Below are 14341 nucleotides of genomic sequence, written 5' to 3'. Positions count from 1 at the left end.
CCCGCCGGCCGCCCGCTATGCGCGGACGGCCGGATGCCCTCTCCCCGGCATTTACTCTCTCAGTTCGCGCCCTGCGGCGGAGACGTGAGCTTGTTCAGCACGCCTTCGAGGTTGAACGAACCCGGCTTCTGGCGCGGCGGGAACTCGACCAGCGTCTTGATGAAGTTGGTGACGTAGGCCTGCGCCGGCACGAGCAGGTAGATGCGGTCGATGCGCCAGCGCCCATAGCCCATGCCCTCGTGGTCGGCGCGCTCGAACGGATCGGCCCTGAGGTCGAACAGCTTCGGCACGCGCAGGGTCACCATCGGGTCCTGCCACACGTCGAAGCCATGCTTGCGCTGTTCCATGAAGGCCAGCTTCCACTTGTCGTAGCGCAAGCCGGCCAGCCCGCCATCGTCGGTCCAGTAGAAGAACTCCTTGCGGGCGCTGCCCGTGCCGTTCTTCAGCAGCTCGCGCTGGTCGTAGCCGTCGAGATGGACCTTGAAGCTCTTGGGCCCGAAGGTGGCGCCCTGTCTCAGCTTGGCCGCGAGATCGGCCTCTCCGACCGAAGCCAACAGGGTCTGCAGCCAGTCCTCGGCCGAGAACACCTCGTTGATCTCGGTGCCGGGCTTCACCAGGCCGGGCCAGCGCACCATGGCGGGCACGCGATAGCCGCCCTCCCAGTTGGTGTTCTTCTCGCCGCGGAACGGCGTGGTGCCACCGTCGGGCCAGCTCATGACCTCGGCGCCGTTGTCGGTCGTGTAGATCACGATGGTGTTGTCGGCGATCTTGAGATCGTCGAGCTTCTTCAGCAACTGGCCAACCTGACCATCATGCTCGACCATGCCGTCGGCGACCACGCCGAGACCCGTCTTGCCCTCGGACGACGGCTTGAGATGAGTCCAGATGTGCATGCGGCTGGAATTGACCCAGGCGAAGAACGGCTTCTTGTCGCGATTGGCGCGGTCGATGAAGTCGAGTGATGCTGCAAGGAATTCCTCGTCCACCGTCTCCATGCGCTTCTTCGTCAGCGGGCCGGTATCCTCGCACTTCTGCTTACCCCACTTGCCGAAGCGCGGATCCTCGCCCGGCGTTTCGGTCGCCGTTGCGACGCATTTCAACACGCCGCGCGGGCCGTACTTTGCCTTGAAGGTGGGATCCTTCGGATAGTCGATGTTCTCGGGCTCCTCCTCCGCGTTGAGGTGGTAGAGATTGCCGAAGAACTCGTCGAAACCGTGCACGGTCGGCAGGAAGTCGTTGCGGTCGCCCAGATGGTTCTTGCCGAACTGCCCGGTCGTGTAGCCCTGAGGCTTCAGCAGGTCAGCGATGGTCGGGTCTTTTTCGGAAAGGCCCTCGGGAGCGCCGGGCAGGCCGACCTTCAGCAGGCCGGTGCGGATCGGCGACTGACCGGTAATGAAGGCCGCGCGCCCGGCGGTGCAGGATTGCTGGCCGTAATAGTCGGTGAAGATGGCGCCTTCGCGGGCGATGCGGTCGATGCTTGGCGTGCGGTAGCCCATCATGCCGCGGTTGTAGGCGCTGATGTTCCAGTAGCCGATATCGTCCCCCATGATGACCAGTATGTTGGGCTTCGCGGGCGCCTGGGCCCATGCCGGGACCACCCCGCCAGAGAGCCCCACCATCAGTGCTGCGGCCGAGAGCAGCCGCCCGAGTTTGTTCCTGGTCCTGGTCATGGTCTCCCCCCATTTGCACATGGAACGAAACTGTTCTCACGGACGATGCAAAACAAGACGGGGAACGATACAGTTTCCGAATGACCATCGACCTGAAGTTGCTGCACCACGCCCTCGCGCTCGCGAGGCACCGCCACTTCGGCCAGGCCGCAGCGGTCCTGAATATCAGCCAGCCGACGCTCAGCCGGAACATCGCCGCCCTCGAGAAGCAACTCGGCATGAAAGTGTTCGAGCGGTCGCACCGTGACGTGGTGGTGACGCCGGCGGGAGAAGACGTTCTGAAGATCGCCGACGAACTGGTTGGTCGTGCCGAGGCGCTATCGAACCGCCTCGAACTCCTGAGGGACGGCCGCGGCGGCCGGTTGCGCGTCGTTGCCGGTGCCTACATCGACGACATCGCCGTCCAGCCCGCCGCGATCGAGCTCATCAAGGCCAATCCCTCGCTCCGACTCGAGATCCTGGAGCGCGAATGGACGGCGGCACTGTCGTCCCTGATGTCCGACCAGGCGGACTTCGCCGTGGCCGACATTCTCGCTCTGCGGGACATGTCGTCGCTCCGCGTCGAGAACCTCGGTGTCCTTCAGGGCGTCTACTTCTGCCGCGGCGACCATCCGCTGTTGGCCAAGTCCGAACCGAAGCCGGACGACCTGCGCGAATATCCGTTCGTGATGCCGGGCATCTCCCTGTCGCGCATGTCCTTCATTGCCGAGATCGACAGCGGCATGAGGATCGACGAGCGAGGCGGCGGCGTGCTGCCCTCGATCGCCGTGTCGTCTTTCCGCAGCGCCAGCGACATCGTGGCGGCAACGGACGCGATCAGCCTCGGCCATCCGACGCAGATTGCCGACGGCCTGGCCGCCGGCCACTTTGCCTTGCTGCACCTGCCGTGGATGAAGAAGCTGCCCTCTGTCGAAATGGGCGTCGCCTGGAAGCGGGAGAGGACGCTGCTGCCGGCAGCCCGCGCCTTCATCAACCTGATTCGCAAGCATATACGCGCCGCGCAGGCTGCGGAATCGCTTGCCACATCAAGAAGACGCAGACGACCGCCCGGAATCGCCTGATTTCGACGGTGTCATCTGCGCATGCGGTCCAGAACGGCCCCGGTCTCGCGCACCATCGTCTTCACCAGTTCGCCGGCCGGCATCTCGCGTGCCAGCGTTGGCGCCTGGCCGCTCCACAGCGGCGTGAAGTCGGTGGAGCCCCTGGTCTCGGCCGGCCCGCGAAGCGGCTGGGTCGCCTCCGCGGCCAGTGGAAAGGCCGGCGCCTCTGCACTCATCGGTCCCATCTCGCTCACGATCCGGTTCACGATGCCGCGTGCGGGGCGGCCGGTGAAGACATTGGTCAGTGTCGTGCTGTTGTCGTTGGCCTTCTTCAGCGCCTCGCGATGCAGCGCGCCGGTGCGTGCTTCCGGCGCCAGCATGAAGGCCGTGCCGATCTGGGCGCCGGCCGCGCCCAGCGCCAGCGCCGCCGCGATGCCGCGACCGTCTCCGATGCCACCGGCGGCAATCACCGGGACCTTCACTGCGTCCACGACCTGCGGCACCAGCGCCATGGTCCCAGGCTGGCGCGAGACGTCGTGCGTGAGAAACATGCCGCGATGGCCACCGGCTTCGGCGCCTTGTGCGATGACGGCATCGACGCCCTCACCTTCCAGCCAGCGCGCTTCCTCGGCCGTCGTCGCCGAGGCGATGACCAGGATGCCGGCCGCCTTCAGGCGCTGCATCAGCGATTTGTCGGGAAGGCCGAAATGGAAGCTGGCGACCTTGGGTTTGAACTCCAGCACCAGCTCGCAGGCTGCACCGTCGAAGGCGGCTCGCGACGGCCCCTTCGCATCGGCCGCCACGCTGAGTTCGCTGTAGTAACCCGCCAGCTTCCGCCGCCAGGCCGCATCGCGGGCATCGTCCACCGTCGGCGGCTTGTGCACGAAGAAGTTCACGTTGAACGGCCGGGACGTTCCCTGCTTCACCAACTGGAATTCCTGGCGCAGGCCGTCCAGGCTCAGCATCGCGCCGGCAATGGACCCGAGCGCGCCGGCTTCGGACGTCGCAATCGCCATTTGCGGCGACGTCACACCCGCCATCGGTGCCTGGAGGATGGGGTGATCGATTCCGAAGAGGTCGAGAAGGCGTCGGTCCTGCCATTGCATGGCTGTTCTCTCCTTGTTGTGCCGCCAGTCTAGGCCATGCCTTGGCATTCCAATCAGCGATTTATCCTAATCGACGTCATCTGATATTCTGATGGAATGGATGCTAGGGATCTCGCCACCTTCGAAGCCGTCGCACGCCTGGGCGGCATGGGCCGCGCCGCGCGCGAGCTGAACACCGTCCAGTCCAACGTAACGCAGCGCGTGCGCCGGCTCGAAGAGTCGTTGGGCGTCTCGCTGTTCGAGCGCAGCCGCGCCGGGGCCCGCCTGACCGCCGCCGGCGAACGGCTGATGCCCTACGCCACGAGGGTCGACGCACTGCTTGAGGAAGCCAGCCGCGCCGCCCGTGACGACGGCGCACCGCGCGGCACACTCACGGTCGGCTCGCTGGAGACCACGGCGGCGCTGCGCCTCTCACGGCTCCTCGCCTCTTACGTGCAGGCCCATCCCGGGGTCGACTTCGTGCTGCGGACCGGCACGACCGCGGAAATGGTCGAGCGTGTACTGGATCGTGGACTCGAAGGCGCTTTCGTCTGCGGACCGGTCGTTCATCCGCAACTCGTCTCGACCCCAGCCTTCACCGAGGAACTGGCCCTGCTCAGTGCGCCGACGGAGACGACGCTGGCGGTGGCGCTGCGGCGGCCCGACCTGCGCCTCGTCATCCTGCGGGCCGGCTGTTCCTATCGCCAGCGGCTGGAGGAGCTTCTGGCGCGGCGCGGAGTCGTGGGCCTGCGGCGGCTGGAGTTTGGCACGCTGGAGGCGATCCTGGGCGCCGTCGCCGCCGGCCTTGGCATCACGCTGATGCCCCGCGCCCTGATCGGCCCGACGTGGCGTGGCGGACAGGTTCGCGCGCACCGGCTGCCCGCCGACGAGGCGCGCGTCCAGACCGTCTTTGTGCGCCGGCGCGACATGCTCCCCTCCAGCGCCCTCCTCGCCTTTCAGAAACACATCACAAGGGGCAAGCGAAATGATGCGCGGTAGCACCACGATTTTCACCGTCCAGGACGTGGCCGCGAGCCTCGCTTATTACCGCGATTGCGTGGGTTTCGATGTCGCCTTCGAATACGGCACACCGACCTCCTATGTCGGCCTTTGCTCCGGTGAGGTGTCCCTGCACCTGATCGCCGCGGCGCAGGCCCCGCGGCCGCCCGGCCATGGCGCCGTCAGCGTCTACGTCGACGATGTCGATGCGCTGCACGCCGATCTCGTGAAACGTGGCGCGAAGATACTCAATGCGCCGAGAAACCAGGATTACGGGCTTCGCGACTTCGGCATTGCGGATATCGACGGCAACATGATCTTCTTCGGCATCGAACTGGGTAAGAGTTGAGCGAGGGTATCATGGAGCTTTGGCAGTATGACGCGACCGACCTGGCGCGCTTGATCCGCACGGGACAGGCTTCGGCGCGGGAGGCGGTCGATTCCGTCCTCGGGCGCCTGCACAAGGTGAACCCGGCCATCAACGCCGTCGTCCGCGTGCTGGAGAGCGAAGCCCGCGCCGAGGCCGAGACAGCCGACGCCGCCCGTGCGCGCGGTCATGCCCTGCCGCCGCTGCATGGCGTCCCCGTCACCACCAAGATCAACGTCGATCAGGCGGGTCTTCCCACGGACAACGGGGTCATTCCGCTGAAGGACCTGATTGCCCAGGAAGACAGCCCGGTCGTCGCCAACCTGAAGCATGCAGGGGCGATCATCATCGGCCGCACCAACGCTCCGGCCTTCTCGATGCGCATCTTCTCCGATAACGCCCTGCACGGCCGCACGCTCAACCCGCGCGATCCCAGTGTGACGCCGGGCGGTTCGAGCGGCGGCGCCGGGGCAGCGACGGCGACCGGTATCGGCGCCATTGCGCATGGCAACGACATCGGCGGTTCGGTGCGCATTCCGGCCTACTGCAACGGCGTGGTCGGCCTGCGAACGGGTTTCGCGCGCATCCCCGCCTTCAATCCGACAGGAGCCGCGGCGGGTCGTCCGATCGGCGCCGTCCTGATGGCCACGCAGGGGCCCCACACCCGCACGGTGCGCGACGCCCGCCTCGCTCTTGAGGTGATGGCGCGCGGCGATCGGCGCGACTGGCGCTGGAACGACGTGCCGATGCGCGGCCCCGCGCCCGCTCGCCCCATCAAGGTCGCGATCGTACCCGAAGTGCCAGGCGGCAAGAGCCATCCGGCCCAGGTCGAGGCGGTACGACTGGCCGGCAGGCATCTCCGCGGCGCCGGCTACGTCGTGGAGGAGGTTCTGCCGCCGGACATCGAGCGTGGCGTCGAACTGTGGCACCAGATCTGCGTCACCGACGTGTTCGGCGGCCTATGGCCCGCGATGCAGAAGATGGGCGATCCGGACGGCATTGCCGCCATGCAGGCCTGGCTCTCGATCCACAAGCCGGTCGACCTCGCGACCTACGTCTCGGCGCTGACGGAACGCGAGGCGCTCGCCTTCCGCTGGATGACGTTCTTCCAGCAATGGCCACTGGTTATCTTCCCAACCCTGTGCGACCTGCCGCCCAAGCAGGTGGCCGACATCACGCCGGACGGTCAGCGCGACGTGCTGGACTCAATGCGTTCGGCACTGATCGCCCCGCTGCTCGGCCTGCCCGGTCTCGCGGTGCCGGTGGGCAGCCACGGCAGGTTGCGGACCGGCGTCCAGATCATGGCAATGCGCAATCGCGAGGATCTCTGCCTCGACGCCGGCGAGGTGATCGAGGCGGCCGAAGGCATCGTGACGCCGATCGATCCGGTCGGCGCCTAGACCGGCCCTCAGCTGCGCGGCGGCAACTCGATCTTGAGGTCGCGCAACTTCTGTTCGAGGACGGGAATGCCGGCGGGATTGCCGTTCTTGCACTGGTCGAGCGCCACGCTTGTCTCGACCCCGCTCTGGGTGGCGCCGCGCGCGCCGCCCCGGTTGGCGACGAGGTCGTCGTACTTTGCAGCCAGAGCCTTGCAGTAACTGGCGTCGTCCGTGGCGGCCGACGCTGCCATCGGCAGGGAAAGAAGGAGGCTGGAGATCAGCAGCTTCACATGATTTTTCATCCAAGGATCATGGCTGCCCCACATGACGAGCGCCTGACGCCGGCCCCTCGAGAGTCACGCTGGCCGACGCCACAACTCGGTTCAGCCGAGTCTCCCGACGACGGTCAGGCCGTCGCTCAAAACCGCTAGACTTTAGATTGGCATTCAGTTGCGCGACGGCAGGTCGATCCTGAGGTCGCGCAGCTTCTGCTCGAGGACCGGAATGCCCGCCGGATTGCCGTTCTTGCACTGGTCGAGCGCAACACTGGTCTCTACCCCCGCCTGGATGCCACCGCGAGCGGCGCCCCGTTTCATGACGAGGTTCTCGTACGTCGCGGCCAGCGCCTTGCAGTAAGCGGCGTCGTCCGGTGCCGCCGACGCGGCGATCGGCAGGATCAGGAGCAGGCTCGAGATCAGAATCTTCATCTGGTTCTTCATACCCGGAAGGTGGACGGCCTGCCTGACAGCCGCCTGACCTCCGATCACTTGATGATGTCGCGGAAGATGCACTTCTCGACACCTTCACCCGAGACGGCAACGCGGCTCGACCACTGCCACAGCGGATTCCAGTAGGACTTGGTCAGCGTGTCCACGGCCTTCGGATCGCCGACGATGTAGCCGAACTCCTGCAGGTTCACCGGGTACATGTTGTCGGAGCCGATGTAGAAAACCCGGTCATCGACCATCCAGAGCTTGGAATGGTTGGCGATGGTCTTGTTGCCAGGCCAGGAATCATCCGGCCCGAAGCGGAAGGGCGCGAGGTGGAAGCGGCTGCACAGCAGCTCGTTCACCGGGTCGGGCCCTTTGCGGATGGCGTAGCGCGCGCGCGGGTCGGCGGTGTCTATGCGTTTCTGGACATTGTCTTTCAGGCGCTTGGCGAGAGCCTGCAGCGGCACGTCATTGTAGTACGGGCTGCCGCCATTGCCGATCGAACCGGGATTGGAGAGCACGACATACACGTCGCCGCCCCGCTCCATCAGGTCGATCATGCGGTCGAGCGCGCTTTCGGGAAAGAGCGTGTCCGAGCGGCCGAGCCGGAAGCCGAGATCCTGCTGCGAGACACGGATGGTCTTGCGGGCGGCCCCGAACATCAGGTCGCGCGCCAGTTCGCTCTGATTGGCGAAGTCTTCCGTGATGCCCGCGCCCAGCCGCCCGATACCCATGATCTCCACATTTCCCGCGCCGGCGGGCGCGGGGCTCGTGGCGAGCGCTGCAGGGCAACTCTGCGCGAACTCGCTGGTGCCGGGCGCGTAACTCACCAGCGAGATGGACTCCTTGTGGTCGCGATTGGCGCAGACGTAGCGCCACAGCCGGTCGGCGAAGCGAGAGGCGCTGGCCGCCGCCGGCCCCCGCACCTGCATCGAGAGATCGTGGACCGGATTGTCGGTGAGATAATCCTCGGTCCAGAGATTGTGCCCCCCGACGATCGCCTCCTGCCCGTCGACGACGATGAACTTGCCATGGTTCCAGGAGAAGCTGTTGCAGGACTCGAGCACCGTGCAGCTCCGCATCGCCGAGACGCTGACCGTCACCCGTGACCCCGAGACGTTGCGCGCGGATTCGACCAGCTCGTTGAGGAACGCCATTGCTTCGACGCCCTTGGGCGGGAACTGTCCGATCAGGACGCGCACTTCGACCTTGCGGCGGCTCAGCGCCAGCTCGGCGATCGCGGCCCGGAGCGCCGCAGTGAAACGCCCGGTCGGCGCGGGCTGCAATTCGACGATGTCGACGCTCTTGCGCGCGCTCGCGACGAGGTCGTGGATCCTGACCGGCAAGGCGTCCGAATGACCGAGGCACACTCGGCGCGCGACGGCGCTTCGGCGTCCCGGCGTGCGCGGCCAGATTGCGGTGCAGGTGCCGCCGTTGCAGTCGGCATCGGTGGCGCAGGCCGGCAGCGAGACGTCGGGCTCACAATCCTTACAGCCCATGGCGAACCAGGTCAGATCGTCGGCCCGCCGCCCCCAGCGGTTGGGCGTCTGCACCAGCCAGTCGACGGTGAGCGTGTTGCCGCGCGTCAGGTCGTAAGTGACCCCGGCGAAGGTGCCGGCCGGATCGCTCTTCGCCAGCTCGTGCTGGAGCTGCTGCAGCGGGTCTGGCATCGACAGGTCCGGCGGGCGGATGTCACGGTCGCGCATCAGCGCCACGAGCGAGGTCGACGACCGCAGCAGGCCGAAGGTGCGCTCGACCTGTCCGTCATCTACCGAACTGCTGGGCAGGTCCCCGCTGCAAGATCCGACGACGACCAGAACCAGCAGCAACAGGATGCGTGCGAACATGGACAGGGACTTAATCGGGTCGCAGACTGCCGCGCAATCACAGCTTCGCGAGAAATGGAATTCACAATGGGCGAAACGCTTCTGCAGACCACCGTCGTCGGCTCCTACCCGCAGCCGGACTGGCTGGTCGACCGCCAGCTGCTGAGCAAGGGCGTGCCGCGTACGCGCGTCAAGGACATGTGGCGCGTCTCCGAACCCTGGCTCGAGCAGGCGCAGGACGACGCCACGTTGCTCGCCATCCGCGACATGGAGCGCGCCGGGATCGACGTCATCACCGATGGCGAGATGCGCCGCGAGAGCTACTCCAACCGCTTCGCGACAGCGCTGGAGGGCATCGACGACGAGAACCCGGCGGAGATCGTGAACCGCACCGGCAACCGTACGCCCGTACCCCGGGTTGTTGGCAAGATCCGGCGCACCGGGCCGGTCGAGTTGCGCGACATGCAGTTCCTGCGCGCCAACACGGAGAGGCTGGCCAAGATCACCCTGCCCGGCCCCTTCACCATGGGCCAGCAGGTCCAGGATGAGTACTACAAAGACGCCGAGGCGATGTGCATGGACTATGCCGCCGCCGTGAACGAGGAGGCCCACGCGCTCGTCAAGGCCGGCGCCGACGTGATCCAGCTCGACGAACCGTGGCTGCGCAACAATCCCGAGGAGGCCAAGCGCTATGCGGTGAAGGCGATCAACCGGGCCCTCGAAGGCATCACCGTGCCGACCGTCATCCATCTCTGCTTCGGTTACGCCGCCGTGGTGACCGGCCTGAAGCCCACCGGCTATTCCTTCCTGCCGCAACTCTCCGACACGATCGCGCAGCAGATCTCGATCGAATCGGCGCAGCCCAAGCTCGACCTCGGTGTGTTGAAGGACCTGGCACCCAAGAAGGTGATGCTGGGCGTGATCGACCTCAGCGATCCCGGGATCGAGACACCGGAAAAGGTCGCCGAGCGCATCCGCGCGGGCCTGAAGCATGTCGGCCCCGACAAGCTTCTGCCCGCGCCCGATTGCGGCATGAAGTACCTGCCGCGCGCGACGGCCTTTGGAAAGCTGAAGGCTCTGAGCGAAGGCGCCGCGATCGTGCGACGGGAGCTCGCCTAGCCTATTTCGCCAATCAGAATGGCAGGCCGATGTAGTTCTCGGCGAACACCCTCTGGGCGGCCGGCGATGACAGCAGGTAGTCGATCTCGGCCCGCTGCATCTGCTCGGCGAAGCTATCTTGCTGATGCACCTTGTGCATCAGCAAGGTCAGCCACCACGAGAAGCGCTCGGCCTTCCACACGCGCGCCGAAGCCTGGTCGCTGTAGGCGCCGAGCAGTGTGCCGTCGTTCCGGGCGTAGTGCGAGACGAGCGCACGCGACAGATAGTGGATGTCGGAGGCCGCCAGGTTGAGGCCCTTCGCGCCAGTCGGCGGCACGATGTGGGCTGCGTCGCCGGCGAGGAACAACCGGCCGTGTCTCATCGGCAGGCACACGAAGCTGTGCAGACCGGTGATACTCTTTTCCAGCGCGGGTCCCGTCGTGACATGCGGCGCGACGTCGGGCCCGAGGCGACGCTTCAGCTCATCCCACAGCCGGTCGTCGGGCCAGTCCTCCAGCTTCTCGTCGCGGCCACACTGGATATAGTAACGGCTTCGCGTATGAGAGCGCATCGAGGCCAGCGCAAAGCCACGCGGATGGCTGGCGTAGATCAGCTCCTCGGAGCACGGCGGCACGTCGGCCAGGATACCCAGCCAGCCGAAGGGGTAGTCTTGCTCATAGACGCGCAGGCTCGACGCCGGCAGGGAGGCACGGCTCACGCCCCGGAAGCCGTCGCAGCCCGCAATGAAATCGCAGGCCAGTTCCTGCTCGACGCCGTCGGCCCGATAGGTCAGCCGCGGCCGGTCGGTCTCGATGTCATGCAGGGCAACGTCCGCCGCCTCCCAGACGATCGATCCATCTCCGGCCAGGCGGGCCGCGATCAGGTCCTGCACCACCTCGCTCTGGCCATAGACTGTGATGGTCTTGCCCGCGAGCCCGGCCAGGTCGATGCGGAAGCGCCCGCCGTCGAGTCCGAGCTCCACCCCCTCGTGAACCAGCCCCTCGCGGTGCAGTCGCCCGGCGGCGCCAGCCTCCTCCAGCAGCTTGACGGTGCCGTGTTCGAGAACACCGGCACGGACGCGCGCCTCGACGTAGGCACGCGACCTGTCTTCAAGGATGACACTCTCGATCCCGTTCAAGTGCAGCAGCCGTGCCAGCAGCAACCCTGCCGGCCCCGCGCCGATGATCCCCACTTGTGTGCGCTGACGTGCCATCCGCGTCCTCTTCGGGCCTAGGAATTCGATTTGCAGGCCAGTATGCCGTACTCGCGCCGGCCTGTGATCGGCTCGATGTCCATGGTCTGTGGCGGCTTGACCGACGTCATCCAGGCATCGACCAGCTGCCGGTTCGAACTGGCATCGAAGAAAAGGCAGCCGTCCCGCACGCGCGCGACCCGGGCGATCCAGGCCTCCTGCTCCGACCGCAGCCAGAGGCTGTTCTTCGGCGAGGTGATCCCCGAGAGCGATCGCAGCCCGCCCAGGAAATAGGCCGTGTCGGGCTGGGCGACGAGGTCGTCGAACTTGTACGATCCCAACTCGACACGCCGCCCTTCGAGGCGGTTGCGCAGCAAGCGAAAAAACTCGTCCGCCTCGGCAAAATCGGGGTGATCGCGAAAGGCTGACTGGAACCGGGGAAGCGGTGAATAGAGGCTAGCGAGATCGGCGGTCTCATCCCGGTGGCGGCGCAGTTCCCGATAGAGATCGAGCGCCGCCACTGTATCGGGCCAGATGCCGCCGAGACCGGCCACACGCCGCTCGACCCCGGTCCGCCCGGAAACCACGGCCTCGGCGATGACGACAACCGACACGACCATCAGCGCCGTGCGTGCCTTGCCCGGCGCGCCGCAGCGCCAGAAGAAGACCGGCAGCATCAGCAGGAACGACGCCAGCAGAAACGACGGTCCCGCGAGATGCGAGGTGTCGGAGCGCATCAGCGAAAAGAGATGCAGGGCGAAGGCCCCCACCGCCACGCCCGCGAACTTCCGGCAGACCACCCGTGTCGGCTCGTCGGCGGTTCGCCACCGCCGTCCGAGGAACGCGGCCAGCAGTCCGATCGCCAGGAGGAGCGGCACAACCAGAACGTAAGTGAGGATGAGGTCCCTGAATTCGCCAGATGCCAGCAGTTGCGTTTCCAGCCGTCCGTCGACGATGTTCCCGGTGAACTGCAGGCCGAGATTGTCCGACCATATCGAATTGGAGACACCGGCCATCACGAGGCTCGACTTCGCATTGGCGAGCGCGACGACCTCGAAGAGGTGCGATGGTCCCACGAAGGCCGAGACCAGCGCCACGAAGGTCACGCTGCCCGCGAGGACGAACAGCCCCACGAAGGCGGTGAGTCTCTTCGCTGTCATCCCGGATGCCGGGCCGAACAAGGCGAGCGAGAAGACGAAGACGAGAAAACCGCCGCTCAGGTTCTCCTGGCTGAGGAAGCCGCCCGCCCCCCAGAGCATTCCGGCCAGCACCGCCGCCGGCCAGCCGCGTCGCGCGGCCCCCACCCCCAGAAGCAGCCAGGCCAGCCAGAGCGCGAGGATGGGGACCACGATCCACCGCGTGAAGACGGCCCACCCCGCCAGATCGATCCGCTCGGCGGGGCTCGGCCAGAGGACCCAGCCGGCGAGCCCGGCAAGCGCCCAGCCGAAGCCGAGGAACTGCTGCAGGACGACAAAGAAGACGATGACGCAGACGACATTGAGCAGAAGGTTCGCGGCGAAGAAGCCGTGATTGCTGAAGTGCACGAAGTCCGTGAGGGCGCCCATCAGGAGCTGGTTGCCCGGTCCGTACTGTGTCTGTGCCTCGAGGTAAGGAATCGCGCCGAGCCTGATCTGCTGTAGCGCGCTCAGGTGGACGTGCGAGTGGATGTCATAGAACTTCGCCAGGCCGTCTTCGCTGACGATGCCCACGCCCCGCAGTGCCGGCAGGCCGAGCCAACAATAGGCCAGCATCGCGATGCCGAGCGCACCCAGAAGCCGTCCCGGCCATTGCGGCGATCTTACCATCATCGGGCGCGCGCCTGCCGGCGTACCGTGGACGACGGCTACCCATAGCCAGTGAAAAGCGATGAAGGCCGCGATGCCGAGATAGCCGAAGACCAGCGGACGCTTGTCCATCCGGCCCCAGTCGATGACTTCATCCTGCGGTCCGATCGCGCTCGAGGGCGCCAGCGCCAGATAACAGTATCCCGCAACGGCGCCGAGCACTCCCACGGCGTAGAGCAGCGCACCGTGCCCATCCCCGCGTCGATTCGCCGTCAGATGCACGAGCGCCAGGGCCATCGCCGCCGTGGACAGGCCGGCAAGCAGGAAGCCAGTCCTCGACCCGAGGACGGCGACCTCGCACAGCATCAGTGCCGCCGCAGCGAGGCAGATCAGCCCCTGCAGGCGTGTCACGACCGGGCCGTGGCCAACAGAAGATTGCCGGCGCCGAGATGCTTCAGACGCGCTTCGAGACCATGCAGGGCCTTGGCCGCGCCGAGGCCGAATACGGCCGCGAACGGGGCCAAGCCGACCGCGGTCCCGATCGAGACGTCGCGATAACCTGCGGCGGCGAGATGCCCGCCCAGCAGGCTTCGGCGGTACTTGTTGATGTGCTGTTCGACATAGGTCACGGGCGACACCGCGTTGACGCCCAGTTCGATCAGTGGCCAGAGCGACCGGTAGTTGGGTGTCGTTACGACGAGGATGCCGCCGGGCGCCAGCAGCCCGCGGGCTTCGGAGAGCAACCGGACCGCCGTGTCCGGCGACAGGTGTTCGATCAGCTCGATCACGGTCACCGCATCGAAACGCTCGCCCGCTTCCGAAAGGCTGGCGGGCGACCGGGTGGAGAAGCGATGCGTCGCAGTCCCATAGGTCCGGGTCGCGTAGTCGATCTGTGCGGCGCTGATGTCGAGACCGAGTGCTTCGACGTCCGGCAGATAGTTGCCGATAAAGGTGCCGGGTCCGCATCCGATATCGAGAAGCCGCCGCGGCGTACCGAGTTCTGCCGCGACCGTCCGGAACTTCAGGTCATGCCAGCTAAAGCGTACGCCGACTTTCTGCCGATACACCGCGTCGTAGAATCCCGCCGGGATTTCCTTCTCATAGTCGTAGACGGCGTCTTCCATCGCGGCTCGTCAGGCTCTCCCGGCCTTGCATACAGACGGGTCGCAGGACCGTCGATCCCGCCCCACC

Annotated in this window: 13 protein-coding genes; 5 read left to right on the top strand and 8 right to left on the bottom strand. The window is 66.4% G+C overall.

The annotated features are described in order from the left end of the window. Positions 1-59: 59 nt before the first annotated feature. Positions 60-1670: an arylsulfatase gene (locus tag ACT6UX_RS03985; protein ID WP_444773847.1), complete on the bottom strand. Its 1611-nt coding sequence runs from the start codon at positions 1668-1670 to the stop codon at positions 60-62. 80 nt (positions 1671-1750) lie between these two features. Here ACT6UX_RS03985 and ACT6UX_RS03980 point away from each other — a divergent pair, with 80 nt between their 5' ends. After that, the gene (locus ACT6UX_RS03980; RefSeq protein ID WP_444773846.1) at positions 1751-2731 is read left to right on the top strand and encodes a LysR family transcriptional regulator; all 981 of its coding nucleotides are present in this window, start codon (positions 1751-1753) and stop codon (positions 2729-2731) included. 11 nt (positions 2732-2742) lie between these two features. Here ACT6UX_RS03980 and ACT6UX_RS03975 read toward each other — a convergent pair whose 3' ends face one another. Then, the gene (locus ACT6UX_RS03975; protein WP_444773845.1) at positions 2743-3816 is read right to left on the bottom strand and encodes an NAD(P)H-dependent flavin oxidoreductase; all 1074 of its coding nucleotides are present in this window, start codon (positions 3814-3816) and stop codon (positions 2743-2745) included. A 96-nt stretch (positions 3817-3912) separates the two neighbouring features. On the opposite strand from ACT6UX_RS03975, the gene ACT6UX_RS03970 reads away from it, so the two are divergent. Genes ACT6UX_RS03970 through ACT6UX_RS03960 form a run of 3 tightly spaced genes read left to right on the top strand, consistent with a single transcriptional unit; the run spans position 3913 to position 6561 of the window. Next, complete coding sequence (locus tag ACT6UX_RS03970; RefSeq protein ID WP_444773844.1) at positions 3913-4794, top strand: LysR family transcriptional regulator; 882 nt, start codon at positions 3913-3915, stop codon at positions 4792-4794. Further along, complete coding sequence (locus ACT6UX_RS03965; RefSeq protein WP_444773843.1) at positions 4781-5143, top strand: VOC family protein; 363 nt, start codon at positions 4781-4783, stop codon at positions 5141-5143. The genes ACT6UX_RS03970 and ACT6UX_RS03965 overlap by 14 nt, the downstream gene beginning before the upstream one ends. Positions 5144-5154: 11 nt before the next feature. After that, on the top strand, positions 5155-6561 hold the full coding sequence (locus ACT6UX_RS03960; protein WP_444773842.1) for an amidase: 1407 nt from the start codon (positions 5155-5157) through the stop codon (positions 6559-6561). Positions 6562-6569: 8 nt separating this feature from the next. On the opposite strand, the gene ACT6UX_RS03955 is transcribed toward ACT6UX_RS03960, so the two are convergent. The 3 genes from ACT6UX_RS03955 to ACT6UX_RS03945 form a co-directional block, all read right to left on the bottom strand. Continuing rightward, on the bottom strand, positions 6570-6842 hold the full coding sequence (locus tag ACT6UX_RS03955; protein WP_444773841.1) for a hypothetical protein: 273 nt from the start codon (positions 6840-6842) through the stop codon (positions 6570-6572). A 144-nt stretch (positions 6843-6986) separates the two neighbouring features. Continuing rightward, complete coding sequence (locus ACT6UX_RS03950; protein WP_444773840.1) at positions 6987-7247, bottom strand: hypothetical protein; 261 nt, start codon at positions 7245-7247, stop codon at positions 6987-6989. Between the two features lie 56 nt (positions 7248-7303). Then, positions 7304-9097, bottom strand: coding sequence for a hypothetical protein (locus tag ACT6UX_RS03945; protein WP_444773839.1), 1794 nt, complete (start codon positions 9095-9097; stop codon positions 7304-7306). A gap of 66 nt (positions 9098-9163) precedes the next feature. Between ACT6UX_RS03945 and ACT6UX_RS03940 the strand changes: the two genes are divergently transcribed. Beyond that, positions 9164-10195 carry a uroporphyrinogen decarboxylase family protein gene (locus tag ACT6UX_RS03940; RefSeq protein WP_444773838.1) on the top strand — a complete coding sequence of 344 codons (1032 nt, stop codon included), beginning with the start codon at positions 9164-9166 and terminating at the stop codon, positions 10193-10195. 13 nt (positions 10196-10208) lie between these two features. Here ACT6UX_RS03940 and pobA read toward each other — a convergent pair whose 3' ends face one another. From pobA to ACT6UX_RS03925, 3 genes are read right to left on the bottom strand one after another with little or no spacing between them, the layout of a single operon-like run. Continuing rightward, positions 10209-11387, bottom strand: coding sequence for a 4-hydroxybenzoate 3-monooxygenase (pobA, locus tag ACT6UX_RS03935; RefSeq protein ID WP_444773837.1), 1179 nt, complete (start codon positions 11385-11387; stop codon positions 10209-10211). A gap of 17 nt (positions 11388-11404) precedes the next feature. Further along, positions 11405-13561, bottom strand: a complete 2157-nt coding sequence (locus ACT6UX_RS03930; RefSeq protein WP_444773836.1) for a hypothetical protein — start codon at positions 13559-13561, stop codon at positions 11405-11407. Beyond that, positions 13558-14274 carry a class I SAM-dependent methyltransferase gene (locus ACT6UX_RS03925; protein ID WP_444773835.1) on the bottom strand — a complete coding sequence of 239 codons (717 nt, stop codon included), beginning with the start codon at positions 14272-14274 and terminating at the stop codon, positions 13558-13560. Before ACT6UX_RS03925 ends, ACT6UX_RS03930 begins: the two co-directional genes overlap by 4 nt. Between the last annotated feature and the right edge of the window lie 67 nt (positions 14275-14341).

The sequence above is a fragment of the Reyranella sp. genome (assembly GCF_052439685.1).
Taxonomy (GTDB): domain Bacteria; phylum Pseudomonadota; class Alphaproteobacteria; order Reyranellales; family Reyranellaceae; genus Reyranella.
Note: the sequence above shows the minus strand (reverse complement) of the source record. Positions and strands in the feature narration are given on the sequence as shown.

Bases quoted from the DNA above. Each gene is read 5' to 3' on its own strand.
- ACT6UX_RS03950 (WP_444773840.1), bottom strand. From the start codon at position 7,247: ATGAAGATTCTGATCTCGAGCCTGCTCCTGATCCTGCCGATCGCCGCG.
- ACT6UX_RS03940 (WP_444773838.1), top strand. From the start codon at position 9,164: ATGGGCGAAACGCTTCTGCAGACCACCGTCGTCGGCTCCTACCCGCAG.
- ACT6UX_RS03925 (WP_444773835.1), bottom strand. From the start codon at position 14,274: ATGGAAGACGCCGTCTACGACTATGAGAAGGAAATCCCGGCGGGATTC.
- ACT6UX_RS03960 (WP_444773842.1), top strand. From the start codon at position 5,155: ATGGAGCTTTGGCAGTATGACGCGACCGACCTGGCGCGCTTGATCCGC.
- ACT6UX_RS03985 (WP_444773847.1), bottom strand. From the start codon at position 1,670: ATGACCAGGACCAGGAACAAACTCGGGCGGCTGCTCTCGGCCGCAGCA.
- ACT6UX_RS03975 (WP_444773845.1), bottom strand. From the start codon at position 3,816: ATGCAATGGCAGGACCGACGCCTTCTCGACCTCTTCGGAATCGATCAC.
- pobA (WP_444773837.1), bottom strand. From the start codon at position 11,387: ATGGCACGTCAGCGCACACAAGTGGGGATCATCGGCGCGGGGCCGGCA.
- ACT6UX_RS03945 (WP_444773839.1), bottom strand. From the start codon at position 9,097: ATGTTCGCACGCATCCTGTTGCTGCTGGTTCTGGTCGTCGTCGGATCT.
- ACT6UX_RS03970 (WP_444773844.1), top strand. From the start codon at position 3,913: ATGGATGCTAGGGATCTCGCCACCTTCGAAGCCGTCGCACGCCTGGGC.
- ACT6UX_RS03965 (WP_444773843.1), top strand. From the start codon at position 4,781: ATGATGCGCGGTAGCACCACGATTTTCACCGTCCAGGACGTGGCCGCG.
- ACT6UX_RS03980 (WP_444773846.1), top strand. From the start codon at position 1,751: ATGACCATCGACCTGAAGTTGCTGCACCACGCCCTCGCGCTCGCGAGG.
- ACT6UX_RS03955 (WP_444773841.1), bottom strand. From the start codon at position 6,842: ATGAAAAATCATGTGAAGCTGCTGATCTCCAGCCTCCTTCTTTCCCTG.